At 61.3% G+C, this 25,530-nt stretch carries 26 protein-coding genes and 4 tRNA genes; 12 read left to right on the top strand and 18 right to left on the bottom strand.

Annotated features, from left to right (window positions below):
- Nucleotides 1-12: 12 nt before the first annotated feature.
- The 6 genes from ACZ5J0_RS11010 to ACZ5J0_RS11035 form a co-directional block, all read right to left on the bottom strand.
- A complete protein-coding gene (locus ACZ5J0_RS11010) occupies nt 13-657 on the bottom strand; it encodes a mycothiol-dependent nitroreductase Rv2466c family protein (RefSeq protein ID WP_142938996.1) in 645 nt (214 codons plus the stop codon).
- Nucleotides 658-735: 78 nt separating this feature from the next.
- Nucleotides 736-2,025, bottom strand: coding sequence for an ATP-dependent Clp protease ATP-binding subunit ClpX (gene clpX, locus ACZ5J0_RS11015; RefSeq protein ID WP_024816917.1), 1,290 nt, complete (start codon nt 2,023-2,025; stop codon nt 736-738).
- A gap of 182 nt (nt 2,026-2,207) precedes the next feature.
- The gene (locus ACZ5J0_RS11020) at nt 2,208-2,867 is read right to left on the bottom strand and encodes an ATP-dependent Clp protease proteolytic subunit (protein WP_024816918.1); all 660 of its coding nucleotides are present in this window, start codon (nt 2,865-2,867) and stop codon (nt 2,208-2,210) included.
- Nucleotides 2,868-2,905: 38 nt separating this feature from the next.
- Nucleotides 2,906-3,517, bottom strand: a complete 612-nt coding sequence (locus tag ACZ5J0_RS11025; protein WP_014922040.1) for an ATP-dependent Clp protease proteolytic subunit — start codon at nt 3,515-3,517, stop codon at nt 2,906-2,908.
- A gap of 220 nt (nt 3,518-3,737) precedes the next feature.
- Entirely contained in the window at nt 3,738-5,120 is a 1,383-nt protein-coding gene (gene tig, locus ACZ5J0_RS11030) for a trigger factor (RefSeq protein ID WP_464093114.1), read from the bottom strand.
- A gap of 68 nt (nt 5,121-5,188) precedes the next feature.
- Nucleotides 5,189-5,263: transfer RNA gene (locus ACZ5J0_RS11035), tRNA-Pro, on the bottom strand.
- Nucleotides 5,264-5,391: 128 nt separating this feature from the next.
- Here ACZ5J0_RS11035 and ACZ5J0_RS11040 point away from each other — a divergent pair.
- Nucleotides 5,392-5,465 (top strand) — tRNA-Gly (locus ACZ5J0_RS11040).
- Nucleotides 5,466-5,521: 56 nt separating this feature from the next.
- Here the strand turns inward: ACZ5J0_RS11040 and ACZ5J0_RS11045 are convergent.
- The 3 genes from ACZ5J0_RS11045 to ACZ5J0_RS11055 all read right to left on the bottom strand — a co-directional run bounded on the left by ACZ5J0_RS11045 (nt 5,522) and on the right by ACZ5J0_RS11055 (nt 7,975).
- A complete protein-coding gene (locus tag ACZ5J0_RS11045; protein ID WP_464093115.1) occupies nt 5,522-6,409 on the bottom strand; it encodes an Fpg/Nei family DNA glycosylase in 888 nt (295 codons plus the stop codon).
- Complete coding sequence (locus tag ACZ5J0_RS11050) at nt 6,409-6,849, bottom strand: ribose-5-phosphate isomerase (RefSeq protein ID WP_167532122.1); 441 nt, start codon at nt 6,847-6,849, stop codon at nt 6,409-6,411. Before ACZ5J0_RS11050 ends, ACZ5J0_RS11045 begins: the two co-directional genes overlap by 1 nt.
- Before the next feature lie 130 nt (nt 6,850-6,979).
- Entirely contained in the window at nt 6,980-7,975 is a 996-nt protein-coding gene (locus ACZ5J0_RS11055; RefSeq protein WP_464093116.1) for a hypothetical protein, read from the bottom strand.
- 131 nt (nt 7,976-8,106) lie between these two features.
- On the opposite strand from ACZ5J0_RS11055, the gene pepN reads away from it, so the two are divergent.
- The gene (gene pepN / locus ACZ5J0_RS11060) at nt 8,107-10,668 is read left to right on the top strand and encodes an aminopeptidase N (protein WP_464093117.1); all 2,562 of its coding nucleotides are present in this window, start codon (nt 8,107-8,109) and stop codon (nt 10,666-10,668) included.
- Nucleotides 10,669-10,726: 58 nt separating this feature from the next.
- Entirely contained in the window at nt 10,727-11,206 is a 480-nt protein-coding gene (locus tag ACZ5J0_RS11065) for an OsmC family protein (protein WP_464093118.1), read from the top strand.
- On the opposite strand, the gene ACZ5J0_RS11070 is transcribed toward ACZ5J0_RS11065, so the two are convergent.
- Complete coding sequence (locus ACZ5J0_RS11070) at nt 11,203-12,216, bottom strand: NAD-dependent epimerase/dehydratase family protein (RefSeq protein WP_464093119.1); 1,014 nt, start codon at nt 12,214-12,216, stop codon at nt 11,203-11,205. The genes ACZ5J0_RS11065 and ACZ5J0_RS11070 overlap by 4 nt on opposite strands.
- 87 nt (nt 12,217-12,303) lie before the next feature.
- Here ACZ5J0_RS11070 and ACZ5J0_RS11075 point away from each other — a divergent pair, with 87 nt between their 5' ends.
- Nucleotides 12,304-13,002 carry a mechanosensitive ion channel family protein gene (locus tag ACZ5J0_RS11075; protein WP_464093120.1) on the top strand — a complete coding sequence of 233 codons (699 nt, stop codon included), beginning with the start codon at nt 12,304-12,306 and terminating at the stop codon, nt 13,000-13,002.
- A complete protein-coding gene (locus tag ACZ5J0_RS11080; RefSeq protein ID WP_464093121.1) occupies nt 12,995-13,471 on the top strand; it encodes a globin in 477 nt (158 codons plus the stop codon). Before ACZ5J0_RS11075 ends, ACZ5J0_RS11080 begins: the two co-directional genes overlap by 8 nt.
- A gap of 3 nt (nt 13,472-13,474) precedes the next feature.
- On the opposite strand, the gene ACZ5J0_RS11085 is transcribed toward ACZ5J0_RS11080, so the two are convergent.
- Nucleotides 13,475-14,146 (bottom strand): DUF8185 domain-containing protein, encoded by a 672-nt coding sequence (locus tag ACZ5J0_RS11085; protein WP_142938986.1) that lies wholly within the window; start codon nt 14,144-14,146, stop codon nt 13,475-13,477.
- A 63-nt stretch (nt 14,147-14,209) separates the two neighbouring features.
- Between ACZ5J0_RS11085 and ACZ5J0_RS11090 the strand changes: the two genes are divergently transcribed.
- On the top strand, nt 14,210-15,115 hold the full coding sequence (locus ACZ5J0_RS11090) for an acyl-CoA thioesterase (protein WP_166840498.1): 906 nt from the start codon (nt 14,210-14,212) through the stop codon (nt 15,113-15,115).
- Nucleotides 15,116-15,211: 96 nt separating this feature from the next.
- On the opposite strand, the gene ettA is transcribed toward ACZ5J0_RS11090, so the two are convergent.
- The 3 genes from ettA to ACZ5J0_RS11105 all read right to left on the bottom strand — a co-directional run bounded on the left by ettA (nt 15,212) and on the right by ACZ5J0_RS11105 (nt 17,675).
- Complete coding sequence (gene ettA / locus ACZ5J0_RS11095) at nt 15,212-16,894, bottom strand: energy-dependent translational throttle protein EttA (RefSeq protein WP_142938984.1); 1,683 nt, start codon at nt 16,892-16,894, stop codon at nt 15,212-15,214.
- Nucleotides 16,895-16,950: 56 nt separating this feature from the next.
- A complete protein-coding gene (locus ACZ5J0_RS11100) occupies nt 16,951-17,466 on the bottom strand; it encodes a DUF6993 domain-containing protein (protein ID WP_238703414.1) in 516 nt (171 codons plus the stop codon).
- 136 nt (nt 17,467-17,602) lie between these two features.
- Nucleotides 17,603-17,675, bottom strand: a tRNA-Arg gene (locus tag ACZ5J0_RS11105).
- 219 nt (nt 17,676-17,894) lie between these two features.
- Here ACZ5J0_RS11105 and ACZ5J0_RS11110 point away from each other — a divergent pair.
- Nucleotides 17,895-18,449: a single-stranded DNA-binding protein gene (locus ACZ5J0_RS11110; RefSeq protein WP_142938983.1), complete on the top strand. Its 555-nt coding sequence runs from the start codon at nt 17,895-17,897 to the stop codon at nt 18,447-18,449.
- Nucleotides 18,450-18,717: 268 nt separating this feature from the next.
- Here ACZ5J0_RS11110 and map read toward each other — a convergent pair whose 3' ends face one another.
- Nucleotides 18,718-19,485, bottom strand: coding sequence for a type I methionyl aminopeptidase (map, locus tag ACZ5J0_RS11115; RefSeq protein ID WP_142938982.1), 768 nt, complete (start codon nt 19,483-19,485; stop codon nt 18,718-18,720).
- Between the two features lie 98 nt (nt 19,486-19,583).
- Here map and ACZ5J0_RS11120 point away from each other — a divergent pair, with 98 nt between their 5' ends.
- Entirely contained in the window at nt 19,584-20,270 is a 687-nt protein-coding gene (locus ACZ5J0_RS11120) for a DNA alkylation repair protein (RefSeq protein ID WP_464093122.1), read from the top strand.
- Between the two features lie 33 nt (nt 20,271-20,303).
- Here the strand turns inward: ACZ5J0_RS11120 and mptB are convergent, their stop codons facing one another.
- Nucleotides 20,304-21,860, bottom strand: coding sequence for a polyprenol phosphomannose-dependent alpha 1,6 mannosyltransferase MptB (gene mptB, locus ACZ5J0_RS11125; protein WP_464094721.1), 1,557 nt, complete (start codon nt 21,858-21,860; stop codon nt 20,304-20,306).
- 189 nt (nt 21,861-22,049) lie between these two features.
- On the opposite strand from mptB, the gene orn reads away from it, so the two are divergent.
- The 4 genes from orn to ACZ5J0_RS11145 all read left to right on the top strand — a co-directional run bounded on the left by orn (nt 22,050) and on the right by ACZ5J0_RS11145 (nt 24,392).
- On the top strand, nt 22,050-22,643 hold the full coding sequence (gene orn / locus ACZ5J0_RS11130) for an oligoribonuclease (RefSeq protein WP_464094722.1): 594 nt from the start codon (nt 22,050-22,052) through the stop codon (nt 22,641-22,643).
- A 133-nt stretch (nt 22,644-22,776) separates the two neighbouring features.
- Nucleotides 22,777-22,852, top strand: a tRNA-His gene (locus tag ACZ5J0_RS11135).
- Nucleotides 22,853-23,003: 151 nt separating this feature from the next.
- Nucleotides 23,004-23,576 carry a peptide deformylase gene (def, locus tag ACZ5J0_RS11140; protein WP_464093123.1) on the top strand — a complete coding sequence of 191 codons (573 nt, stop codon included), beginning with the start codon at nt 23,004-23,006 and terminating at the stop codon, nt 23,574-23,576.
- A 3-nt stretch (nt 23,577-23,579) separates the two neighbouring features.
- Nucleotides 23,580-24,392, top strand: coding sequence for an acyltransferase domain-containing protein (locus ACZ5J0_RS11145; protein WP_464093124.1), 813 nt, complete (start codon nt 23,580-23,582; stop codon nt 24,390-24,392).
- Here the strand turns inward: ACZ5J0_RS11145 and ACZ5J0_RS11150 are convergent.
- Nucleotides 24,377-25,177 (bottom strand): HNH endonuclease family protein, encoded by an 801-nt coding sequence (locus ACZ5J0_RS11150; protein WP_464093125.1) that lies wholly within the window; start codon nt 25,175-25,177, stop codon nt 24,377-24,379. The genes ACZ5J0_RS11145 and ACZ5J0_RS11150 overlap by 16 nt on opposite strands.
- A gap of 121 nt (nt 25,178-25,298) precedes the next feature.
- Nucleotides 25,299-25,508, bottom strand: coding sequence for a hypothetical protein (locus ACZ5J0_RS11155; RefSeq protein WP_142938976.1), 210 nt, complete (start codon nt 25,506-25,508; stop codon nt 25,299-25,301).
- Nucleotides 25,509-25,530: the final 22 nt, after the last annotated feature.

Raw genomic sequence — 25,530 nt, forward strand, 5'->3', positions numbered from 1 at the left:
GGCAACAAGCCGTTAGTTGAATTCAGGGCTTTCAGTGCGGCTGCGCTTCAACTCGAAGAAGTGCGGGTAGCCGGCCAGAGTGACGGTTGCATCCCAGATCTTCCCGGCTTCCTCGCCACGCGGAATGCGGGTGAGCACCGGACCAAAGAACGCCGTGCCGTTGACGGATACCACGGGAGTTCCTACATCCTGGCCGACCAATGAAATTCCGGCCTCGTGGCTGGCGCGCAGCTTGGAATCATATTCATCGGAAGTGGCAAAACGTGCCAGGTCCGCGGGAAGCCCGGTGTCCGCCAGGGCTTTCTGAATCACGGATGCGCGGTCCTTGTTGCCCTCATGGTGGATCTGTTCACCCATGGCATCGTAGAGGGGCTTGACGTAACTGCTGCCGTGGAGCTCCTGCGCTGCGATGATCACACGAACGGGCCCCCAGCTGTCGTCCATCATGGCCCTGTAGTCGGCAGGTAGATCGCGGCCTTCGTTCAGCACGGAAAGGCTCATGACGTGCCATTCGGTCTCGATGCCCCGCACCTGCTCCACTTCACCGATCCAACGCGAGGTAATCCACGCGAAGGGGCAGACGGGATCGAACCAGAAATCTGCCTTGTTGACGGTTTTGTGGGACGCGGTCACTTCAGACACAAGCTGTTCGGACACAGAGAACTCCTCGGAAGAGTGGAAACGTGGCTTTAAAGGCAGCTCGCAACCAAGCCGCTCCCTTTTTCCAACGGCAGTCTAGGCGGACTTATTCCGCCGCTTTGCCACTACGTCGTGGGCAATCATGGTGGGCTGTGCTGTCTTGGCAACGACGTCGGCCGTGATCACCACGGTTGCGATGTCGTCTCTGCTGGGAAGATCGAACATGACGGGGAGCAATACATCTTCCATGATGGCCCGCAGGCCACGTGCGCCCGTGCCACGTTCAAGAGCCTGGTCCGCTATGGCATCCAGGGCGTCGTCGTCAAACTGCAACTCCACGCCATCAAGTTGGAACATCTTCTGGTATTGCTTCACCAAGGCGTTCTTTGGCGTGGACAGGATCTGAATCAATGCCGGCCGGTCCAGGCTGGAGACCGTAGTGATGACCGGGAGCCTGCCGATGAATTCCGGAATCAACCCGAACTTGAGCAAGTCCTCAGGCATAACTTCGCCGTAAGTATCCACGTTGTCCCGGGCTTCGTTGAGCGGCGCACCGAATCCGATGCCTTTGCGGCCGGAACGCGAACCAATGATGTCTTCCAGTCCCGCGAAGGCTCCGGCCACAATGAACAGGACATTGGTGGTATCGATCTGAATGAATTCCTGATGCGGGTGCTTCCTTCCACCCTGGGGTGGAACAGAGGCCACAGTGCCTTCAAGGATCTTGAGCAGAGCCTGCTGCACGCCTTCGCCGGATACATCGCGGGTGATGGACGGGTTCTCGCTCTTACGGGAGATTTTGTCGATCTCGTCGATGTAGATGATGCCTTGCTCGGCCTTCTTGACATCATAGTCAGCGGCTTGGATGAGCTTGAGGAGGATGTTCTCTACGTCCTCGCCAACATAGCCTGCTTCCGTCAGGGCAGTGGCGTCGGCCACGGCGAACGGCACGTTGAGCCGACGGGCGAGAGTCTGGGCGAGGTAGGTCTTTCCGCAGCCTGTAGGGCCGATCAGAAGGATGTTGGACTTGGCGATCTCCACATCCTCGTGATGGGATCCCTCACCGAGGCTGCCGGCCTTGGGAGCGTGACCGGCCTGAATGCGCTTGTAATGGTTATAGACAGCTACCGCAAGGGAACGCTTGGCCGGCTCTTGGCCGATCACATATTCCTGCAGGAAGTCGAAGATCTCACGAGGTTTGGGCAGTTCAAAACTGCCGAGATCGGAAACTTCCGCGAGCTCTTCCTCGATGATCTCGTTGCAAAGCTCGATGCACTCATCGCAGATGTAGACACCGGGCCCGGCAATCAGCTTCCGTACCTGCTTTTGGCTCTTTCCGCAGAAAGAACACTTCAGCAGATCCGTGCTCTCGCCAATCCGAGCCATGTGTGAATCCCTTCGTTGCATGCGGGTGATGCGGCTCCGCGCCGTACTCAAGTGTGCGGCTGCGCCGCGGTTGGCACCACCGTGACAAGATCCACTCTAGGTCACAATGGGCTGCTTGGGTGGAAACAGAACGCCGGTGCGGTCCATATTTCGTGAACCGCACCGGCGTCCAAATCCATGTGCTACCGGGTGATTGCCTGGGGCTTGATCTTCCGGGAGTCCAGAACCTGGTCAATGAGACCGTAGCTCAGGGCATCCGCAGCGGTAAGAATCTTGTCTCGCTCGATGTCATTGTTGACCTGTTCGGACGTACGGCCCGAGTGGTGTGCCAACGTATCTTCAAGCCAGGTGCGCATGCGCATGACTTCCGCCGCCTGGATCTCGAGGTCGGACGCCTGTCCACCTTGACCGCCGGAAAGCGCCGGCTGGTGGATCAAAACGCGGGCGTTCGGCAGTGCCAGACGCTTACCGGGCGTGCCGGCGGCAAGGAGGACTGCGGCCGCGCTGGCTGCCTGACCCAAGCACACCGTCTGGATCTCCGGACGAATGTACTGCATGGTGTCGTAGATGGCCGTCATTGCCGTGAAGGAGCCACCCGGCGAGTTGATATACAGGGTGATGTCGCGGTCCGGATCAGTCGACTCAAGGACCAGCAGCTGGGCCATGATGTCGTCAGCGGAAGCGTCGTCCACCTGTACACCGAGGAAGATGATGCGGTCCTCGAACAGCTTGGTGTACGGGTCCTGGCGCTTGAAGCCGTAAGGCGTGCGCTCCTCGAACTGGGGCAGGACGTAACGGCTGGACGGGAGATTACCGGCAGACCATCCGAAGTTGTAGTTCATGTTCTTTACTCCTGGGGTTTCAGTGGTTCTTGTGCCGGTTAGTTTTCGGAGTTCGACTGGTTGGCCGTTCCGCCGCCACCGGCAACAGAACCGGCATGCGCCGAGATCTTGTCGAAGAAGCCGTACTCCAATGCCTCAGTCGCGGTGAACCACTTGTCGCGGTCGTTGTCCTTGAGGATGGTCTCCACGGACTGCCCGGTCTGTTCTGCCGTGAGTTCGGCCATGACCTTCTTCATGTGCAAGATCAGTTCTGCCTGGATCTTGATGTCCGAGGCGGTGCCGCCGATGCCACCCGAGGGCTGGTGCATCAGGATGCGGGCATTGGGTGTCGCGTAACGCTTGCCCTTGGTTCCGGAGGACAGGAGGAACTGGCCCATGGAGGCGGCCAGACCCGTTGCCACGGTGACGACGTCGTTCGGGATGAACTGCATGGTGTCGTAGATCGCCATGCCAGCGGTCACGGAACCACCCGGGGAGTTGATGTACAGGTAGATGTCCTTCTCAGGGTCTTCAGCCGAGAGGAGGAGGAGCTGAGAGCAGATGGCATTGGCATTCTCGTCACGGACTTCAGAGCCGAGCCAGATGATGCGCTCTTTCAGCAGGCGGTTGTAGATGTAGTTGTCCTGGGCTGCGGGATCGACAGTTGCCATCCGTGGAGCCTCTGATTGCTGTGACATAAGTACTTACCTCTCGCTGGTGCCAGTGACCTCACTGAACTTCACTACTTGGACACTAACCGTTTTCACGGGCGATTTGTTCGCTGAAATCGCACTGTTCGCTGACGGCGCACGTCTGCGATCAGCACCACTGTTCAGCCTTAAAGCAAACCGGCCCCGGATCATGTGATCCGGGGCCGGTAGGAGTCGTTGACTAGAACTTCACTGCTGCGGGGTCATCGCTTGCGGCAACCTCAGCTTCTTCGGTGGCTTCAACTGCTGCGTCCTCTTCGGCTGCTGCTTCGCCTGCAGGGCGGACGAAGTCCGTGAGGTCAACCTTGTTGCCTTCGGAGTCCACTACCTCTGCCTGGCCCAGCACAACTGCCAGGGCTTTGCGACGGCGGACCTCGGAAACCATCATGGGAACCTGGCCGCTTTGATCGATGATCTGGGCGAACTGGTTGGGGTCCATGCCGTACTGGCTTGCGGTGGTGACGATGTAGTCGATCAGCTCGTTCTGGCTGACGTCCACTTCTTCCTTGTCCGCAATGGCGTCGAGGATGATCTCGTTCTGGAAGGCGCGCTCGGTGTTGGCCTTGACCTCGGCGCGGTGCTCCTCGGTGTCGTGGTCACCTTCGCCGTGTGCGTTTTCCGGGTTGAAGTGAGCCTCGATCTGCTCTTCAACCACGGAGTCGGGAACAGGAACCTCAACCAGCTCAACGAGCTTGTCAAGAACCTTATCGCGAGCTTCAACGCCCTGCTCCACTACCTTGGAATCAGCAGCCTGCTTGGCGAGGTCCTCACGAAGTTCAGCGAGGGTGTCGAACTCGGAGGCAAGCTGCGCGAAGTCGTCGTTTGCCTCGGGGAGCTCGCGCTCCTTGACGGCCTTGACAACAACCTTCACCTGAGCGGCCTCGCCGGCGTGGTCGCCGCCAACCAGCGTGGTCTCGAAGATTGCTTCCTCGTCGGCCGAGAGGCCGGTCACGGCTTCGTCAAGGCCTTCGAGCATGGTACCGGCACCAACCTGGTACGAAAGGCCGGAAGCGGAATCGATGTCTTCGCCGTCAATCGTGGCGGTGATGTCGATGGTCAGGAAGTCGTCGTTCTTGGCAGGACGCTCAACGGACTTCAGCGTGCCGAAGCGGCCGCGAAGTTCGTCCAGCGCCTTGTCGACATCAGCTTCCGAAGACTCGGCAGCAGCAACCTCAACCTTGATGCCGGCGTAGTCCGGCAGCTCGATCTCGGGGCGGACGTCGATCTCCACCTGGAACTTGAGCTCGCCATCGGTTGCGGACGGATCCGGAACCTCGGTGATTTCAACTTCGGGGCGGCTCAGGGGCCGAACACCGGTTTCCTGGACTGCAGCCTGGTACCAGCCGTTGAGGCCATCGTTGATGGCGGTCTCCAGAACGTAGCCACGGCCAACGCGCTGGTCGATCAGCTTGGAGGGAACTTTGCCCTTGCGGAATCCGGGAACCTGGATCTGCGAAGCAACGGTCTTGTACGCGGCATCGATGCTCGGCTTAAGTTCCTCATAGGGAACCTCAACGTTGAGCTTGACCCGCGTTGCGGTGAGGTTCTCGACAGCGCTCTTCACAGTCTAAGTACTCCTGATTTCGTGGGTATGGGTTTCTGTTGTGCCCCTGAACAGACACAAACACAGAGTCGGGGTGACAGGATTTGAACCTGCGACTTCCTGCTCCCAAAGCAGGTGCTCTAGCCAAGCTGAGCTACACCCCGAAGGCACAGGACAGTCTACGGGCAAGCGGGCCCAGAATGCACATTTGACACTGCGGCCGGAATTAGGTTTAGTTGTACCCGGCTTGAACAGCCGCCGGGAAGATGTCCGAAACAAGGATATCCGTCCTGGGGACGTAGCTTAATGGTAAAGCCTCAGTCTTCCAAACTGATTACGCGGGTTCGATTCCCGTCGTCCCCTCCATACCAAAGGGCCCCGATCCACGGATCGGGGCCCTTTTTTGTTGACCAGGAACTTTCCTAAACCTGGCAGCCGGGACACCAGTAGAGTTTGCGGGCGCCAATTTCAGTTACCCCCACCAGCGTCCCGCAGGCGCGGCAGGGCAGGCCCTGGCGCTTATAAACAAAGTGGGCGTCGGCGTCGGGCGCCATCACGCCACCGCCGGTCCACAGCGTGGACGGCGTCGTAACAATCCGTCCATCACGGACGCCGTCCGACATGGTGACCACGGTGTCATCCCAGAGCCGACCAGCCGTTTCGGCATCAATGCCGCTTCCCGGCGTCCACGGGTCCACAGCCTGCCGGAACAAGACTTCGGCCCGGTAGATGTTCCCCACCCCGGCCAGCACCGACTGGTCCATCATCAGCAGCGCTACTGCCGTCTTACGCCGACGCAGGCGTCGAATGAACTCATCACGGTCTCCGGGCCGGTTATGCAGCGGATCCGGGCCCAGGCGCGCCAGCACGGCCGCAGCCTCAGCAGCGGTGATGGCTGCACACGTGGTGGCGCCCCGGAGATCGGCCCAACCGTGGTCAGAGACCAGGCGGACGCGCACTGCGCCTACCGGCGGGGGCGGGCCGTCGTACGCATCGGCGTCCGCCACAGAGGCGCTTTCCCGTTCACCGATGCGCCGCGGGGCGCCGATGCTGGACGCACCCGTGAAGGTACTGTCGCCGCCGAAACTCCACGCCCCGTAAAGACCCAGGTGGACGTGGAGGAAGAGATCGTGGTCAAACCTGAGAAAGAGCTGCTTTCCGTGGGCAGTGGAGTCAACCAGGATGTGCCCGGTGAGGAGCTCCGCGCCCGCCGTGAACCTGCCTTGCGGGCTGGAAACTTCCAGACGCCGGCCCCCAAAGACGTCCTGGAATTGGCGGGCCAGCCTGTGGACCGAATGCCCCTCAGGCACTACTCGACGATCTCGCCGGTGGTTTCGTACACCGCGATTTTTCCGATGCGGCGAACGTGGCGTTCGTCGTTGCTGAAGGGCTCCTGCAAGAAAGCTTCTATGAGTTCAGTGGCTTCTTCGACGGTGTGCTGGCGTCCGCCAACAGCTACGACGTTGGCATCGTTGTGTTCGCGGGCCAGCTTTGCAGTGGAGAGGTTCCAGGCCAGGGCAGCGCGGACGCCGTTGACCTTATTCGCAGCAATTTGCTCGCCATTGCCCGAGCCGCCCAGCACAATGCCAAGGGCGTGCACTCCGGCCTTCTGGTCTGCAACAACGGCAAGGCCGGCATTGATGCAGAAAGAAGGGTAGTCATCCAGGGCGTCGTACTCCTTGGGCCCGTGATCCACCACTTCGTAGCCCTTGGCCGTGAGGTGGCTGACCAAGTGGGCACTGAGTTCCATGCCGGCGTGGTCTGTAGCAATGTGGACGCGGGGTGTAGTCACAGGAAGTCCATTCTTTCTGGCGCGCGGCTGCGGCGTGCGGCCGGGCCCGACGATGAGGGATGCGCTACCTAGGGTACCGCTACCGGGGTTAAAGGGGCGGCCCGTCGCCCCGGGCACGATGCGCCGCCCGGTTCAAGACTCCCGCAAGTTTGTCCGCGGAGGCCTGCGTGCCCGCGCTCAGCGCCACCCGGCCACCGTTAAGTTTCCTTACGACGACGGCTGGGCCGCTGCCGACCAGCATCGCGGTGGCATCATCGTGGTGCCGCCAGCCCCACCCGCCATAATCTGCGGCCTTGACCTCCGCGGGGGCGGCTGCGGCGATGTCGACGGCGGGTACGGTCAAGACGCGTATGATCCCGCCGGCGAATACCTGGAGCCCTCCACGATCAGCCCGCACCCGGGCGAACAGGAACCCTGCGCCAACCAACGCGGCCGCCGCAACAAGGGCCCCAAGCCATGGGACAGCCACCGCTATCAGTGCAGCGGGGAACAATGCCGAGACAACGATCATGATGAAGACGGAACTCCTGGCATGCACCCACAGCCGGAGCGTATCGCGGGCAAGATCGGGATCTTCAAGAAGCCGCAGCTCTTCTTCGAGCGCCACGTCATCCTCCCGGGTCCACCGCGGGTCCGGCTTGAACGCGAACATCATCACCACGCCCAAAGCCACGGCGGCGCCGCTGCCCATGGCCAGCACAATGGGGTCCACATGGGACCCGCGCGCGTCCGGCAGACCTGATTGGCCCACTAGCCCGGCCGCCACCACGGTGGTGATGAAGAGGCTTACCGTCAGGCCCAGCCCCATCATGACGCGCCGCATGACTACAGGCCTGGTTATTGACACTGCTTGAAGAAAGACTGCCCATCCGCAGAAAATGATGAGGGCAGCGCCGCCAGCCACATAGGCGCCGAACGGCGCGAAAGAACTGCCGCCGTCGGCGTTCCACATCACCGCAACAGGATTGGGGAGCTCGTTGCGCAACATCTGGGCGCACACCACAAACCCGACGGCAAGAAGCAGCGGAAAGGCAACCGCAAACCTCAGTGCGCGGAAATCCAGAGTTTCCCGGAACGATGCCATAGTCCAACGCTACTCCGTAGGGCGACACTGTGGTGCCCGCTCCTTGCCTTAACGGCGCGGAGTGAAAGAATGGCTTCACACCAGCGTCCGGCCACGACAGGCCGGCCATCCCAAATCTTCGGAGGCACCACTTGCCAGGCCTGAACCTCACGCGCGACGAAGCTGCCAAACGCGCCGAACTGCTCAACGTCGAGTCTTATCACGTCACCCTGGACCTGACTCAAGGTTCAGAGACCTTCGGCTCCACTACGGTGGTTAGGTTTTCTGCAGAGCAGGGTTCGTCGACGTTCATCGACGCCATCACGGCGGCAGTCCACAGTGTGACCTTGAACGGGACGGAACTGGACCCGGCTGAGGTCTCCGACGGCGTCCGCATCCAGCTCCCTGACCTGGCCGCGAACAACGAATTAGTGGTGGTGGCGGATGCTCCGTACATGAACACCGGGGAAGGCCTGCACCGCTTCGTAGACCCCGTGGATGGCGAGGTTTACCTGTATACGCAGTTCGAAGTTCCCGACTCCCGCCGCATGTTCGCAGTCTTCGAGCAGCCGGACCTGAAAGCCAGCTTCACGTTCACGGTCACTGCGCCATCGCACTGGGACGTTATCTCCAACTCCCCCACCCCGGTTCCCGTTGAAGCTCCTGCTGCCGGCGATGGCACCGCACGGTCCGTGTGGAACTTCGCCTCCACCCCGCGCCTGTCCTCCTACGTCACGGCTTTGATCGCCGGGCCGTACCAATCAGTTCGCTCCGAGGTCACCAGCTCCGACGGCCGGGTGATTCCGTTGGGAGTCTTTGCCCGCAAGTCGCTCATGCAGTACCTCGATGCGGACAACATCTTCGAGCTGACCCGCCAAGGCTTCGAATTCTTCGAGGCACAGTTCGGGTTCCCGTACCCGTTCGAGAAATACGACCAGCTGTTCGTCCCGGAGTTCAACGCCGGAGCCATGGAAAATGCCGGTGCCGTGACCATCCTGGAAGGCTACGTCTTCCGCGGAAAAGTCACCGGCGCCCAGATTGAACGTCGCGCCATCACGGTCCTGCATGAACTGGCGCATATGTGGTTCGGGGACCTGGTGACCATGCGCTGGTGGAACGACCTTTGGCTCAACGAATCCTTCGCCGAATACATGTCGCACCTGGCCGCCGTGGAAAACACGGAATTCGACCGGGCCTGGACCACTTTCGCCTCCGTGGAGAAGTCGTGGGCCTACAAGCAGGACCAGCTTCCCACCACACACCCGATCTTCGCCGAGATCAACGACCTTGAAGACGTGGAGGTGAACTTCGACGGCATCACCTACGCCAAGGGCGCCTCGGTGTTGCGGCAGTTGGTGGCCTGGGTGGGTCCGGAACAGTTCATGGCCGGCGTGCGCACCTACTTCGCCAAGCATGCCTGGAAGAACACCGAGCTCGCCGACCTCATGGTGGAACTCGAAGCCGCCAGCGGCAGGGACCTGGACGCATGGGGCAAGCTGTGGCTCGAAACTGCCGGCGTGAACACCCTGGCGCCCGAGCTGGAAGTTGCCGGTGACAGCACCATCACCGGCTTCGCGATCCTCCAGACTGCCATCGAGGAACAGCCCACCCTCCGCCCGCACCGACTCGCCGTCGGCTTCTACTCACTCTCCGACCACGGCAAGCTGGAGCGGACGCATCGCGAGGAACTCGACGTCGACGGCCCCCGCACCGACGTACCCGCGTTGGTGGGCAAAGCCCGGCCGGACTTGATCCTGCTCAACGACGACGACCTCGCCTATGCCAAGGTCCGCTTGGACGAACACTCCCTCGCCACCGCCAAAGCCCATCTGAAAGACTTCGCAGCCAGCCTGCCGCGCACTCTGGTGTGGGGCTCGGCATGGGATGCAGCCCGTGACGGGGAAACCCCCGCCCGCGGCTATGTTGATCTGATCCTGGCGAACATCGCCTCGGAAACGGACTCCTCGGTGATCCTGGTCCAGCTGCGTCAGCTCGCCACCACCTTGACGTACTTCGTTGCGGCAGAACACAAGCTTGCCTCGACGATTGCGGCCGCAGACAAACTGTGGGACCTCGCTTCGTCCGCGGCGGCGGGCTCGGACGCCCAACTGCAGTTCGCCAAGTCATTCGCCCAGCTGGCACGCAGTGGCGGGCAGTTTGACCGTATTCAGGCCCTCTTGGATGGCACGGAGACACTCGAGGGCCTCTCTATCGACCAGGACATGCGGTGGGAGCTCCTCACGGCGCTGGTGGCCGGCGGACGGAAGGATCAGGCCCGCATAGACGAAGAACTCTCCCGCGACAACACTTCCAACGGCCACAACGCGGCAGCACTGGCCAAGGCGGCCATACCCACGCCGGAGGCAAAGGCAGCAGCCTGGGATTCAATCGTGGTCAAGGGGGACCTCTCCAACGCCCTGCAAGCCTCAGCGGTGGCCGGCTTCATGCGCGTGACGGACACCGCCTTGCTGGAGCCTTTCGCGGAGAAGTATTTTGAGGCAGTGCCTGAAATCGTCGAGGAACGCACCCATGCCTTGGCACAGCAGATCGTGGTGGGTCTCTACCCGGCACAGCTCACAACACAAGCTACGGTGGACCGCACCGATGCCTTCCTGGCCGGACTTCCCGAGGAGAGCGCAGCACTGCGCCGGATGATGCTGGAAAACCGTGACAGCGTGGCCCGGGCCCTGCGGGCAAGGGCAGCGGACGTCTAAGCCCCGCCCCGTGTGAGGCCCGTGCGGATAGTGGGCGCCCCAAAGCTAAACTGTCGGCATGGGCCTCCACGAACACCATTACGCACTGACTGTCCGCTGGACCGGAAACCTCGGTGAAGGCACTGCCGGGTATCGGGCGTATTCCCGGGATCACGACGTTGAAATCAATGGCCTTCCGACGCTAAAAGGTTCAGCAGATCCCACTTTCCATGGGGACCGGACCCGCTACAACCCGGAACAGTTGCTACTCGCAGCACTCTCCCAGTGCCACATGCTGTCCTTCCTGCATGTGGCCGTCAAACACGGTGTGGTGGTGACCGGTTACGAGGACAAAGCCGAAGGCCTCATGAAGCTCTACCGGGACGGCAGCGGGCAGTTCGAAAGTGTCACGTTGAGGCCGCACGTCACCATTACCGATCCCGCCCACGCAGACGTGGTCCCGCAGCTTCATCATGAAGCCAACCAGGTTTGCTTCATTGCCCGCAGCGTCAACTTCCCGGTTCTCCACGAACCGCTCACGACGACGGCCGCCGCCTAACGCTGTTCACGGCGCCACAGTGCCACGAGCCTCTGCTCAGAGTCACGGCGCAGCCCGGCTTTGCGATCCCTGTCCAAGCCTCGCTGACGTTCATCATCAAGCGTGGCTGCCAAGGTCTCCTGCCACGGGCGCAGGGCCATGCCACGCTCCCGTGCGGCGCGGTTGGTCCGAGCTTGAAAGCCATCATGGCCTTCCGGCAGCCAGAGGGGCATGGAATCCGGACCTGCCCAGTACTCCACGCCATGGCCCACCAGCCAGTCTTCATCAGCCCGGATGACCTCCTCAGCGGCACGATCACCCACTGCGGTTTCAGCAGCCCGCCGCGACTCGTCGATGTAGTCCTCGAACCGCACCACGTCTCCCAGGGCGTTGTAGGTACCGGCCAGCCCTTGTTCAGCAGACTGCAGGACCCACGCCGCGAGGTCCCGGACATCAATGATCTGTGTGGCGGCGTCCGGGATATCCGGGACCAGGACAGGGTCAGTGTTCGCAGCGAATCGAGCCGGCCAGTAGCCGTATCTGTCAGTCCCGTCCCCTGGTCCCCCAATGAGTCCGGCACGGACGATGTGCGCCTTCTCCCCCACGGCAGCAAGCGTCATCCGCTCAATCGCCGACTTGGACTCCCCATAAGTTTCCGGGGTGCCTGCCTGACCCGCCGGCAGGGGTTCGAGCAGTGCAGCGCCCTCATCGGCACCAGGTATGGAATGGTCTGCATAGACCGAGCAGCTGGAGACGAACGTCCAATGCCCTGCTCCTGCACTCAACGCTTCGAGGGCCTCACGGGCCTGGACCGGATCGCGGGACACCTCTACCACCGAGTCCCAGTGTCCCTTGAGGTCGGCGAAGGCTGCGGCGCCCAGGGCGCGGTCGCTCCTGACCCACGTGACGCCGTCGGGCGGTCCAGCCGAAGTACCACGTGCCAAACAGGTGACGTCGTGCCCGGCAGCAACAGCCTGCCGGGCGATTTCTGCTGACAGGAAGGCGGTGCCGCCCAAGACCAGGATGCGCATCCCGTCACGCTACGGCGCTAGGGTTGTAGGTGGACAGAGTGTTCCGCGCCCGGCGAACACGGGCCGACGACAGGGAGTTATTCCACCTTGACCTCCATCCCCCTTGCAGAAACCATCACCTTGGAACCTGAAAAAATCGATCTGATGTCCATCCTCATCACCCTGGGCGTGGGCCTGGCTGTGTGGGTCGTGGCACGGTTCATCATCCTGCGCATCACGCGACGAGTGTCCGCCGGCAGTTCCTTCTTCAAAAAACCGCATTTCAAGTGGGTCCAACCGGCCATCCGCGCACTGGACCACGAACGCCGATCGCAACGCGCCGAAACCATTGGCACGTTGTTGACCAGCTTGGTGAGCGTGGTTGTTGTGGTGATCGTCATCATCTACGTCCTCAAGTACATGAACGTTGATGTCGCACCACTTTTGACCAGCGTGGGAATCCTGGGTGTCGCCATTGGTTTCGGTGCCCAGCAGCTGATCCGCGACTTCCTCGCCGGAATCTTCATCACCATTGAGGACCAGTACGGGATCGGCGATGTCATTGTCACCAGTGAAGTGATTGGTACCGTTGAATCGGTAGGCCTGCGCATTACGCGGGTCCGTGCTGAGGACGGAGCCATCTGGTACCTGCGCAACGGCGAAATCCTCCGCGTGGGCAACCGATCACAGGGCGACTACGTGCCATTGGAAACACCGGACACCGGCGACCAACCCGGCGCAGCAGCTGCCACCATCACAGCAGGCGCACCGCGCGTCACCAAAGCCGAGGAGAAGTCCAATGAGTAACACTGCAGGTGGGCAGCCACCGACTCCGCAGACAGGCCCCCGACGCCAGCTGATGCAGAACGATCCGTTCAGCCAACCTGCTTACACGGACAGCTTCTACGCCGCAGTTGGCGGTCACGAGACGTTCGTCAAGCTCATCGATGTCTTCTACGACGGTGTTGCCACGGATCCTTTGCTCCGGCCCATGTACCCGGAGGAAGACCTCGGACCTGCCAGACGCCGTTTCCTGATGTTCCTGGAGCAATACTGGGGCGGCCCCACAACCTACGGCGAAGAACGCGGCCACCCACGGCTGCGCATGCGCCACATGCCGTTCCGGGTGACACCCGAAGCCAAAGACCGTTGGTTGTTCCACATGCGCAAGGCCGTTGACTCTTTGGAGTTGTCGCCGCTGCATGAAGGCACCCTGTGGGACTACATGGAGCGGGCTGCGCTGACCATGATCAACAGTCCTTCAGCCGGCGCCTAGTCTTTAGAAGCCGAGCCCCAGGCCTGCACCGGTCCTGACCAGCACATGGCCGCGGGGTCCGCTCAGACGGAACCAGCGGCCATTGCGGAAGACTTTCTGCTCAGCGTCGCCCAGGAAACCCAACGCGAAGGCAGCGAAGGCGGCGCCTGCCGGCAGCCCGGCCGCGCCGGGAAGTTCACGACCCCAAACAGCTGCCCGTGCGCTATTGACCACTGCGGCACCCGCTGCTGTGGGAATCACGCCAGCCACCTCCGCAATGCCGGCTTCGGCTGCCACCTTGAGGTCGGCGTCGGGCATGGCGCCATGGGCCTCCCAGCCGCTGCGGGGCGCGCCAACGCCCGCCCAGGACTCGGAAACGGTAGACGGCGGGATGGGCAGCTCCACGTCATCGGCACCGGACCTGGCCAACCGGTCCATAACGGAGGCGAGCGTCACGGTGACGTCTGCGTGGGCCGGCTCAGCAAGGGCCATGGTCCGCAAGCCAAGGATTGTTGGGGTGGACTCACCCAATATGCGCGGCCTCAGCACGCACACATATGCGGCCAGGACGGTGCCTGCGGCCTGGAGGCGGATGGCGCCGTCGTCGATGCTTTTTGCCCTGGTGACGAACGTTCGCAGGTCTGCGAGGTCACGGGGATCGGCGAAGCGGAAGGACTGGGTCAAGACGTCTGTCACATCATCGACTCTACCGGCATGTCCGCGGTTGAGAGGGGTCGGGGCGGCGTCTAAAGTCGAACCATGACTGAGACGAATGCTGGCCTCGAGGTGGAAGCACCCGTAGAAGACCCCATGGAAGTGCTGATCGGCCTGCTGGACCTTGGTGATTTTGATGGAGCCCGGACCAATGAGGACATCTTCCTGGGCCCGTCCCAAAAGCAGCCACGGCATCGTGTTTTTGGGGGCCAAGTGTTGGCGCAATCCATGATGGCCGGCATGCGCACCGTGGACCCTGACAGGGCTGCGCACTCCATGCATGGCTACTTCCTGCGTCCCGGTGACGCCAACAAACCGATCACGTTCGGGGTGGAAAGACTGCGCGACGGCCGATCTTTCTCGGCCCGCCGCGTCCATGCCTACCAGGACGGTGTGCCCATTCTCTCCATGATCGCTTCCTTCCAAGTGGAAGACAGCGGCTTGGACCATCAGGCGGAGATGCCCGAAGGCATCCCGGATCCGGATTCCCTGCCCAGCACCGCCGAACTTTTATCCCACTACGATCACCCCATGGCACGCCACATGTCATCGGAGCGGCCCTTCGATGTCCGGCACATCGACCCCGCACTGTACGTATCCCCGCCGGCCGATCACGTGGCGACCAACGCTGTGTGGATGAAGACCATGGGGCCCCTCCCGGATGACCCCAACCTCCACCGGGCAGCACTGGCCTACGCGAGCGACTACACGCTTTTGGAGCCGATCCTCCGCAAGCACGGCCTCGCTTGGATGACGCCGGGCATGAGCGTTGCCAGCCTTGATCACGCCATGTGGTGGCACCGCCCTGTGCGCGTTGACGAGTGGATGCTCTACGTCCAGGAATCCCCCAGCGCCCAAGGTGCCCGGGGACTCGCCACAGGCCGTATCTTCAACCGTGACGGACAGCATGTGGCTACCGTTGCCCAAGAGGGAATGGTCCGGGTTCCGTAGGCGCTGAAGAGCCTCCTGCCCGGGACGCGTTGGAACAGAAAGGCCGGTCCCTGACGGGACCGGCCTTTCTACGTTCGTGCCTGAGGCGATGAAATTCTAGTCGCGGGTCAGGCGGCGGTGCGTGACGCGGTGCGGCTTGGCAGCATCGGGGCCGAGGCGCTCCACCTTGTTCTCCTCATAGGAGTCGAAGTTGCCCTCGAACCAGTACCACTTGGAGGGGTTCTCGTCGTCACCTTCGTAGGCGAGGATGTGCGTCGCTACCCGGTCCAGGAACCAACGGTCGTGCGAGACCACCACAGCGCAGCCGGGGAATTCGAGAAGGGCGTTCTCGAGGCTGCCCAGAGTTTCGACGTCGAGGTCGTTGGTAGGTTCGTCAAGGAGGAGAAGGTTGCCACCCTGCTTGAGCGTCAGTGCCAGGTTAAGGCGGTTGCGCTCACCACCGGAGAGAACACCAGCCTTCTTCTGCTGGTCCGGGCCCTTGAAACCGAACGCCGAAACGTAGGCACGCGAAGGCATTTCGACCTGACCGACCTGGAGGAAGTCATGGCCTTCGGAGACAACTTCCCAGAGGGACTTGTTGGGGTCGATGCCGCCACGGGACTGGTCCACGTAGGAGATCTTCACGGACTCGCCGATCTTGAGCTCACCGTCATCCAGAGGCTCCATGCCGACGATCGTCTTGAACAGCGTGGACTTACCCACACCGTTGGGGCCGATGACGCCCACAATGCCGTTACGGGGAAGCGAGAAGGAGAGTCCATCGATCAGTACGCGATCGTCGAAGCCCTTCTTCAGGTTCTTGGCCTCGATAACCAAGGAGCCCAGGCGCGGTCCCGGCGGAATCTGGATCTCTTCGAAGTCCAGCTTGCGGGTGCGATCAGCCTCTGCCGCCATCTCTTCATAGCGGGCCAGACGTGCCTTTGACTTGGTCTGGCGGCCCTTGGCGTTGGAGCGCACCCACTCAAGTTCTTCGGTAAGGCGCTTGGAGAGCTTCGCGTCCTTCTTGCCCTGGACCTCCAGACGGGCTTTCTTCTTCTCCAAGTAGGTGGAGTAGTTGCCCTCGTATGGGTACAGGTGCCCGCGGTCGACTTCCGCAATCCACTCGGCCACGTGATCCAGGAAGTAGCGATCGTGGGTCACGGCAAGGACTGCGCCGGGGTACTGGGAGAGGTGCTGCTCCAGCCAAAGAACGCTCTCAGCATCCAAGTGGTTGGTGGGCTCGTCAAGGAGCAGAAGGTCAGGCTTCTGCAAGAGAAGCTTGCAGAGCGCTACGCGGCGGCGCTCACCACCGGAGAGGACGGTGACATCGGAATCGGCAGGCGGGCAGCGCAGCGCGTCCATGGCCTGCTCAAGCTGGGAATCAATATCCCATGCATCCGCAGCGTCAATGGCTTCCTGAAGCTTGCCCATCTCATCCAGGAGTGTGTCGTAGTCGGCATCCGGGTTGGCCATTTCTTCGGAGATCTCATTGAAGCGCTGGATCTTTCCATAGATCTCGCCAACGCCTTCCTGGACGTTGCCCAGGACGGTCTTTTCCTCGTTCAGCGGCGGTTCCTGCAGGAGGATGCCCACGGTGTAGCCGGGGCTCAGGCGGGCCTCGCCGTTTGACGGGGTGTCCAGTCCGGCCATGATCTTCAGGATGGTGGACTTACCAGCACCGTTCGGGCCCACAACGCCGATCTTCGCGCCAGGGTAGAACGACATGCTGACATCGTCCAGAATAAGTTTGTCGCCAACGGCCTTGCGAGCCTTGGTCATCGTGTAAATGAATTCCGCCATGCCCTTAAATCTAATGGGTAGGCGTACTTAACTCACATTCGAGCGCTGCGGTGGAACTAGCGGGCGTCTCCCACGAAGCATTTTCCCGTGGCCAACACGGGCAGCACGGTGACCACTACCCCACCATCGCGGATTTGCCCCATGATGCAACTATCGCCCGTCCGGGCTGCGGCCTCCATGGCGTCAACGTCCAATCCGGTGGGCGTGCGGCTCACAGACACCTCCACATTGTCTGCAGGGATGCCCGCTGAAACCAAGGCAGTCCTTAGCGCCTCCCGGTCCGGCTTGGGATTGCCGGCCACCAGGGTTTTCAGGGTGGACTCCACGGCGGAGGTGGTTGCCGCAACAGCGGGATCAACCGTGGCTGTGGCCTGTGGGCTGGCGGAGTTTTCCGGGTTGGTGGAGGCTTCAGGGCGGGTGGAAGGCTGCACGGGCTGATCGGCGGATGACGTGGCCGGTGGCGTGCAGGCCGTCATCGTCAACGCGGCAGCGATTATCAGCGTCAGTCCTGCGACGCGGACTTTCCATGCGTCTGCTGCCCTGCTTTTTGTCTGTGCCGTTTGCCTGCTCATCACGTAGCCATTGTGCCATCCACGCAGCAGTGCATTTCACACAGAGTGCAGCCTGCAAGGCCCGTGGCAATTCGCGGCAGACTTAACGGAGAAGAGGTCCTGACCTGCGTTTATGCAGGCCAAGACCCCTTATATGTGCCCCAGGAGGGAATCGAACCCCCGACCGGCGGATTAGAAGGCCGCTGCTCTATCCCCTGAGCTACTGGGGCGCACTGGCGCCCTGACCACCGTGGGCCGCTGGCGCCACAAAGAGTTTACAGTGCGATCGCCTCACAGCTTGCCACCACCACGCTACAGCTTCTACTCCTCCACAACGGCTGTACAGCCAAGGTTATTCACATAGGCCATTACAGACCTCCCCTCCCGGTCTTTCCTGGATGAAGCTGAAAGCGCCGGACAGGCACTCCCTACACCGAGAAGGACCACCAATGAATGACATGATCAGCGTCCGGGGCTTCGTGGCCTCGGAGGTCAAGAGTTCCACTACTACGCGGGGCACTGCCACCGCATCATTCCGCCTTGGAACCACGGAGCGCCGCTACGATCGCGCTACCAGCACCTGGGTGGACGGAAACACCAACTGGTACACCGTTCAGTCATTCCGCTTCCTCGCCGGGCACGTTGGATGCAGCATCAAAAAGGGACAACGTGTGCTCGTCATTGGGAGGCTACGGCTGCGGCAATGGGAACATGAGGGCCGCGTCTACCATGTGGCCGAAATCGACGCCGAATCAGTAGGGCATGACCTCATGTGGGGCTCCGCCAACTTCACCCGAATGAATGGCACCTCAGCCCCTGCTGACTCCGCACCTGCTGTGGAAGCGCCTGGGACCCCTGACCGCAACAATGAGTGGGACTCCGAAGGCCAGGAGATAGATCCTCCCGAAGACGAGTCCATCTCAAGCACCGTAGAGAACCCTGACGGCACCGGCCCCCTACTGGTCAACACCACAACGGGGGAACTGGTGGGTGCCGGCGTTTGATCGGCGCACCAAGACCCGGAGGCCAGCGGGACCAGCCCTGCATGCCGGGCCTCTTCTGGGCCCATTCCACACGACCATGCTCCTTCGAGGATCGAAACGGCTCCTGCTACCTGGGCGGCCGTTGAGGAATTGTTCGGAACCAAGGGCGAACCGTCCCGGTGCTGGTGCCGGTGGTTCGCCCTTGCCGGAAAAGTGTCCGAACCTGTTCCAGGCCGGCCAGTTGTGGGGCTCCGCAAACAATAATGCGGTTCAGTAACCGGAACCGTCATCAAGGCAGCGTCAGGATGACCGGCCCTTCAGCCGTGATGGCCACAGTGTGTTCGCTATGGGCGGCGCGTCGGCCGTTTGCTGAACGAAGAGTCCACTGATCCTCGTCATGGTAGTAGTCGTCCTTGCCACCCAGGATCAACATGGGCTCAATGGCAATGACCAGGCCCTCTTCGAGCTTCATGCCCCTGCCAGGCCGCCCGAGGTTGGGGACGGGAGGCTCGGCGTGCATTGTCCGGCCGATGCCATGCCCGCCATGATCAGCTAACAGCCCGAAGCCTGCGCGTTTGGCCTCACCGCCGATTGCATAGGCAAGGTCGCCCATCTTGCTGCCTACCCGCGCTGCCTCGATGCCGCGCGCCAGTGCTGCCTCTGTAGCTGCCACCAGCTCCTGATCCTCCGGGTCGCCGGTCCCGACGACGAAGCTGACGGCCGAATCACCGCACCAACCTTCCAGGAAGGCGCCACAGTCAACGCTGAGCAGATCGCCGTCCTCAAGTACGTATCCATTCGGGATCCCGTGGACCACGGCGTCGTTGACGCTGGTACAGATCACCCCAGGGAATGGCACGGCCGCCCAGCGTGGGTGGTAGTCGAGGAACGCAGGCTTTGCGCCGGCGTCGTAAATCACGGATGCTGCGACGTCGTCGAGCTCCTTCAGTGAAACGCCCACATCAGCTCGCTCCCGCACCGCGGACAGGGCGTTGGCCACCACGCGACCGGCCTCGCGCATCATCGAGATTTGGTCCGGTGATTTCAGCATTGACATCTCCCCACTCTACGGCGGCCCCACAGCGGGAGCGAGGCCCACAGTCCCTGGCCACCCTTGGACCCTGCGGGCGGCAATACCCGCTCTAGAGTTGTGGCATGACCAACAATGTCCTGGTGCACGCAATCCGGTCTACCCTCCGATCTTCGGCCGACTCCGAGCGGGGAATTGGTGCCCAGGCGTATATGAAATCGGAGATGCCTTCTTTGGGTGTCCGGGTTCCCGAGGTACGCAAGATCGTGAAAGAAGCGGCGAAGCAGTACCCTGTGGCGTCTCCGGATGATCTGCGAAAAGCCGTTCTTGAGCTCTGGCGCGAAGCTGGGGTCCGGGAAGAGCGGTACGCAGCCATCGATCTGACGGGCCTGCAAATGGTCAAGGAAGACCTGCAGATGTTGCCCATTTACGAAGAAATCATTCGTACCGGCGCTTGGTGGGATCTCGTCGATGGAGTCGCGCATCGGATCGGCGGACTCCTGCTCGCCCATCCAGCCACCCTGACTCCGGTCCTTCGTCAGTGGTCCACAGACGGCGACATATGGGTCCGGCGGGCCGCTATCACTGCCCAACTTGGAGCCAAAGCGAAAACTGACACCGACCTCCTGGCAGCGGTCATCTCCTCGAACTTCTCCGACAACGAGTTCTTCATTCGCAAGGCCATCGGATGGGCGCTACGGGAGTACAGCAAAACCGACCCCGCCTGGGTCAGGGCTTTCGTTTCCAATAACGCGGGTGCTCTGAGTCCACTCTCCACCCGCGAAGCACTGCGGCTGTTGCCGGACGGCTAAGCCGGTAGCGGCAGGGCTCGACCCACGAACTGCTCAGATGATGGGACGCAGACCGGCTTCATCCCTCACCCGGAACAAACCCTTTGTCTTCGGATCCACGAAGATCAGATAGACCGCGAACAAGAGCGCAATGAGGGCCGCACCGTAACGGGCCAGAATGAGGGCCAGCCCCAGGTCTTCGCTTTGAAGGTAAGGGAACACGTCCAACTGGTCCGAGATCGCGTAAACCATAAAGAACGACACGATGAAATAGAGCGCTTTGACCTGCCAGTCGTTGCGGATACCCGTCACGGCAAACAGCGGTATCAGCCACACTACGTACCACGACTGGATCATGGGGGCGAGCATGACAATAACAGCAAAAGCCAAGGTAAGCCGTCGCATCAGGCGATCGTACTCGCCTCGGAAAATCAGCCATGCCACGGCCGCAACCGTCAGCACCTTGCCGGCGTCGTAAACCCACTTCGCCAAAGCCCAGCCGTCCAAGCCAAAGGCATTGAAGATCAGGGCAACAACCATACCGATGAGACCGACAGGCGCGTACCAAATCCACACGCTGCCAGGAGCCGACAGACCGTTGATCCAGCCGAATCCGAAACCGTTGACCAGACTCAAGGCGTAGAGGAGACCGAAGCTCAGCGCGGCCGTGAGGAACCAATAAAGGAATTTGCGCGGCCACGAGGCATGCTTGCCCGCCCACAGGAGTCCGATAAAGGGCAGGAACACCACGGTGATCGGCTTGATGGAGATGGAGAGCGTGACAAGCACCAGCCCTCGAATGACGCGACGGGTAGCACAGTAGTACAGGCCAGCCAGTGCCAGCCCGATCATCAAAGCATCGTTGTGAACACTGGCAATGAAGTTGGTGAGGAAGAGCGGGTTGGCTGCTGTCAGCCACAGTGCCCTGTGCGGATTCACTCCGTGAAGCTCCGCAAGCTTGGGCACGTAGATGATGCAGAGGACCACGCCCGCCGCAGCAACAAGGCGGAAAAGCATAATGCTTGCTTCGGGCTGTACGTTGGTCACCCACACCACGAACTGCTCTATCCACAGGAACAACTGGCCGTAGGGAACAGGCGCCTCGGTCCACATCTTGTCGGCGCCAAGCTGGAAGTAGTTGGGCAGGGCTGAAATCCCGTTCTCATAAGGGTTTATGCCTTCCACCATCAACCGGCCTTGACCGATGTAGGCGTAGACGTCCCTGCTGAAGAGCGGAACAGTGAACATCATGGGCAGCCCCCAAGCCGCCACGGCCTGCAGCGTCGCCTTTCGGGCTTCCAATCCCCACACCCGGACGCGCTGGCCCAATCGCAGCCAGGCGCGGACAAGCAGCATGCCACCGATGGCCAACAGCACAATCGACAGACCAACGCCAACACCTTCGGTGCGCATCCAGATAAAGAGCGGCAACCTACGCAGTTCCGAAACGGGGGCAAGCCAGCCAACGCCCAAGGAGCCGAACACCATGAACATGGAACCAATGAAGCCGGCGATCAAAGGCGAACGTGCGTTATCTACCTCGCCGCCTACAGCGTCGGCTGACGGCGTTGCTGCCCCTGCCAACTGGGCGGCGGGTATTGGCACCGTCATGTGGTCGTCATCCAATCGTTCACCCGCTGCGGTCGGGTCAAAGTTCTGCGTCATGGGGGCGTTCGGCAACAGGACGAAACGACGCTGCCGCGCTCAAAAATCGTACCATCGGAGCACTTGGAAGCCACTGAGCGATAGGCTGGGCGAGTGCCTATTACTAATGAACGCATCGTCTGGATCGACTGCGAAATGACCGGCTTGGACCTCATCAACGACGCCTTGATTGAGGTCGCTGCGCTGGTGACAGATTCCGAACTCAATATCCTGGGCGAAGGCGTGGATGTGGTTATCAAGCCCGATGATGCCGCGCTGGAGCAAATGAACGACTTCGTGCGGGACATGCACACCCGCTCCAAGCTCCTGGATGAGCTTCCACGGGGAAAGACCATGGCCGAGGCCGAGGCGCAGGTCCTCGAATACATCGAAAAGTGGGTCCCGGATCCCCGCAAGGCACCCTTGGGCGGCAACTCCGTGGGAACTGACCGGATGTTCCTGGCCCGGGATATGCCCAACATCGTGGAACATCTTCACTACCGCGTGATCGATGTCAGCACCATCAAGGAGCTCTCACGCCGCTGGTTCCCCCGCGCGTACTTCCAGTCCCCCGCCAAGCATGGCGGCCACCGTGCATTGGGCGACATCAAGGACTCGATCGACGAGCTGCGTTACTACCGCCAGGCTGTTTTCGTTCCTACGCCGGGACCGGACACCGCCACAGCACAGCGCATTTCCAAGGAAATCATGGCCACCGCTGAGACCTTGGGATCCAGCGAACGGATGTGATCTGCACCATTTTTCAAGGTTTTTTCGCCAAAAACGGCAAAAGTGGACTTTGCACCCCAAAACAGCAGGTAAGCTATTTGTCGTTGCCTTGAAGGAAAGCCGGTCAAACGGTTCAGTCCCGATAAGGCGCATGGTGGGCTTAGCTCAGTTGGCAGAGCGCCTGGTTGTGGTCCAGGAGGTCGCGGGTTCAACCCCCGTAGCTCACCCCACCGAGATTGGCTCCAGAGCCGGTTTCCACAAAGGCCGCACCGGTTATCCGGTGCGGCCTTTGCTTTTAACCCGGAGCGGGTCACGCGGCCACGTCCGAGGCCGCGGCCGGACCGCCACCGGACTACCGCGCTAAACGAAGGAAATGCTGAGATGACCGTCCTGCCAGTCACTATCTGGGGCGAACCTGTGTTGCACCGCCGGGCAAGCGAGGTGGAAGATTTCGATGATGAACTCCGCGGCTTGATCGCGGACATGTTCGAAACCAATGATGCCGCCAACGGGGTTGGACTCGCCGCTCCTCAGATCGGCGTGGGTAAGCGACTCTTTGTCTACAAGTACGCCAACGACGACGACGTTCCGGAGCAGGGCGTGGTGGTCAACCCGGTGCTGACACTATCCAAGGTCTCGGGGGCACTTCCGGATCCCGACGAACATGTTGAAGGATGCTTGTCCTTCCCGGGCGAGTACTACCCGTTGCAACGCGCAGAATGGGCACGAGTTCAGGGTTTTGACGGCAACGGCAACCCCTTGGATTTCGAAGCGACAGGGTGGTTCGCCAGAATCCTGCAACACGAGTTCGACCACTTGGACGGCAAACTGTACGTCAACCGCCTCGTGGACCGGTACTCCAAGAAGGCGTTGAAGCAGGCCAAGAAGAACGGCTGGGGTGTTCCTGGACTGACTTGGATGCCTGGCGTCGATCCAGATCCGTTCGGGCACTGAGCCGTGGCCGCCAGCCCTCACACGGAGCTTTTCGAGCTCCTGGATATCACCGGCGAAGATGCCGCTGAATGCGCGCACCTTCTGGACACGCCTGCGGACGAGCCTGTTCTTCAGGCTATGGAGGCGATGCAGGAGAGGCTTGGTGCCTTTCCGGTAGACAGCATCCGGGCAGAAGGCGCCGTGGAGGCGGTCTGGATCGAAGCCCTGCTCCGTTTTGCCCCGTCAGTTCACGCTTACCATGTGGGTCTCGGAATCAGTCCGGCGGTTTCGGCTGCTTCCTTGGCAGACCTGGGTCTACAGCTCCGCATCAACCGACGGGTCCATGGACGGTTTGGACTGGATACCTGGGCCTGGCTGACATTGCACATGGCAGGAAATCTATTCCGGCTGGGACGGCTACAGTTCCATTTGGTGCCCGCCGCAGATCCAGGCCCAGAGTGGGTTCTGGGGGTCCACATTCCCGAGGATGGCTCACTCTCCCCCGAATTGGTGGATGCCAGCTTCTCGCAGGCCCGGGCTTTCTTCACCCGGTATTTTCCGGACAAGCCTGCCCACAAAGCCACATGCGATTCCTGGATGCTGGACCCGTACCTCGTGGAGCGCCTGCCTAAGAGCAACATCGCGTCCTTTGCTCGTCGCTTCACCTTGGATCGCTGCACTGATGCTCCTACGGATGCCATCTACTTCACCTTCAGGCAGCGGGGACTGGACAACCTGGATAGGCTTCCGCGGGAAACCTCACTTCAGCGCGTGGTCCTGGAGCGGATCGACGACGGCGGCGCCTGGCAGCTGGGGCACGGTCACCTGGCACTGTAGATGGTTTGCTGGTCCGGGCAAGAGGAAAGGACCCGCTTCATGGCGTCTTTTTCGGCTTGCGTAATCCACAGTTGATACGCCGCCTTCACCGAGACTTGCCGCGCGACGTAATGGCAGCGGAAATTTTTGTTGGCCGGCAGCCACGTGGCGGCGTCTCCTGCACCTTTCTTGACGTTGGCGGGTCCGTCCGCGGCGATCAGGTTCAGGGGGTCGTTCGCAAACATTTGCCGCTGTTGGACAGTGAGCTGCTGGGCCCCCTTCTGCCAGGCGTCGGCGAGGGCTACTACGTGATCGATTTGAACGGCGGCGCTGGTGTCCTGGCCTCTTTGGAATGTTACCTGCGCCCCTGTGTAAGGTTCGTGGAAGCTACCTCCGGAGACCTTGCACGATGAACCCTTCGTGAACTCGACTGCGGAGAGGTCCCTCCGCAGAATGTCATTTCTGGTATCGCATCCATTGCGGTCAGCGTCTGCCCAGGCTTGGCCGAAGGCGGCTCTGTCGTAGTCCGACTTCTGCGCACGTCCTTTGACCGGGAGATGTTCCAAAGCATCGCTTGCCTTCTCGGGCGGAACAAGTGCCGCCCCGCGAAGGGGTTTCATCCAATCAGGATTGAAGACGGGTGCTTCGGTGGGGCCGGCCGCCCACGGTTCTGCGGCGTTGAATTGGCCGGCGGTGAAGTACCAGGAAAGCCCTGCAACGACGGTTGCAGCTGCCAATCCAAGAATGGCCCACGCTTGACGTGACCTCCGCCGGGCGCGTTTGTAGGCAGACCAAGTGGTACTCAAGGGACTCCGTTCAGTGGGACTGGCGACGTCCTTCGAGCGTAGGACAAAGCCCCGACATCAGAGTCGATATCCACAGTGTGTAGGAGAAGTCACACTGCAGTGATGGGGCGCGTGACCGGGTCTATTGCTCCCGTGTCACGCGTTGCAGGTCCTCGGTTGCCAGGGCGAGGAGTCCTCGTAGTTGTTCTACACGTTCGTCCGGCACATCACCTGCGGCGTTTCCCGCCACCGCCTGGTCCAGAAGCTTCTGCGCTTGTTTGTGGTTGGCCTTGGCTACGTCCAAGGCGTGTTCAAGCGTGGTCTCATGTTCCAACGTTGATTCGTTTTCCATGAACCCATTTTGATCAGGTTTC

It is taken from the genome of Arthrobacter sp. DualSoilB13, from assembly GCF_055389195.1.

What these genes read in the sequence shown, in the direction of transcription:
- ACZ5J0_RS11020 (WP_024816918.1), bottom strand. Translation starts at nt 2,867, where the DNA reads ATGAACTACAACTTCGGATGGTCTGCCGGTAATCTCCCGTCCAGCCGT.
- ACZ5J0_RS11155 (WP_142938976.1), bottom strand. Translation starts at nt 25,508, where the DNA reads ATGGAAAACGAATCAACGTTGGAACATGAGACCACGCTTGAACACGCC.
- ACZ5J0_RS11090 (WP_166840498.1), top strand. Translation starts at nt 14,210, where the DNA reads ATGACTGAGACGAATGCTGGCCTCGAGGTGGAAGCACCCGTAGAAGAC.
- ACZ5J0_RS11080 (WP_464093121.1), top strand. Translation starts at nt 12,995, where the DNA reads ATGAGTAACACTGCAGGTGGGCAGCCACCGACTCCGCAGACAGGCCCC.
- ACZ5J0_RS11110 (WP_142938983.1), top strand. Translation starts at nt 17,895, where the DNA reads ATGAATGACATGATCAGCGTCCGGGGCTTCGTGGCCTCGGAGGTCAAG.
- ACZ5J0_RS11055 (WP_464093116.1), bottom strand. Translation starts at nt 7,975, where the DNA reads ATGGCATCGTTCCGGGAAACTCTGGATTTCCGCGCACTGAGGTTTGCG.
- ACZ5J0_RS11070 (WP_464093119.1), bottom strand. Translation starts at nt 12,216, where the DNA reads ATGCGCATCCTGGTCTTGGGCGGCACCGCCTTCCTGTCAGCAGAAATC.
- ACZ5J0_RS11025 (WP_014922040.1), bottom strand. Translation starts at nt 3,517, where the DNA reads ATGGCAACTGTCGATCCCGCAGCCCAGGACAACTACATCTACAACCGC.
- def (WP_464093123.1), top strand. Translation starts at nt 23,004, where the DNA reads ATGACCGTCCTGCCAGTCACTATCTGGGGCGAACCTGTGTTGCACCGC.
- ACZ5J0_RS11120 (WP_464093122.1), top strand. Translation starts at nt 19,584, where the DNA reads ATGACCAACAATGTCCTGGTGCACGCAATCCGGTCTACCCTCCGATCT.
- orn (WP_464094722.1), top strand. Translation starts at nt 22,050, where the DNA reads ATGACCGGCTTGGACCTCATCAACGACGCCTTGATTGAGGTCGCTGCG.
- ACZ5J0_RS11100 (WP_238703414.1), bottom strand. Translation starts at nt 17,466, where the DNA reads ATGAGCAGGCAAACGGCACAGACAAAAAGCAGGGCAGCAGACGCATGG.
- ACZ5J0_RS11050 (WP_167532122.1), bottom strand. Translation starts at nt 6,849, where the DNA reads ATGGAACTCAGTGCCCACTTGGTCAGCCACCTCACGGCCAAGGGCTAC.
- clpX (WP_024816917.1), bottom strand. Translation starts at nt 2,025, where the DNA reads ATGGCTCGGATTGGCGAGAGCACGGATCTGCTGAAGTGTTCTTTCTGC.
- mptB (WP_464094721.1), bottom strand. Translation starts at nt 21,860, where the DNA reads ATGACGGTGCCAATACCCGCCGCCCAGTTGGCAGGGGCAGCAACGCCG.
- ettA (WP_142938984.1), bottom strand. Translation starts at nt 16,894, where the DNA reads ATGGCGGAATTCATTTACACGATGACCAAGGCTCGCAAGGCCGTTGGC.
- map (WP_142938982.1), bottom strand. Translation starts at nt 19,485, where the DNA reads ATGTCAATGCTGAAATCACCGGACCAAATCTCGATGATGCGCGAGGCC.
- ACZ5J0_RS11065 (WP_464093118.1), top strand. Translation starts at nt 10,727, where the DNA reads ATGGGCCTCCACGAACACCATTACGCACTGACTGTCCGCTGGACCGGA.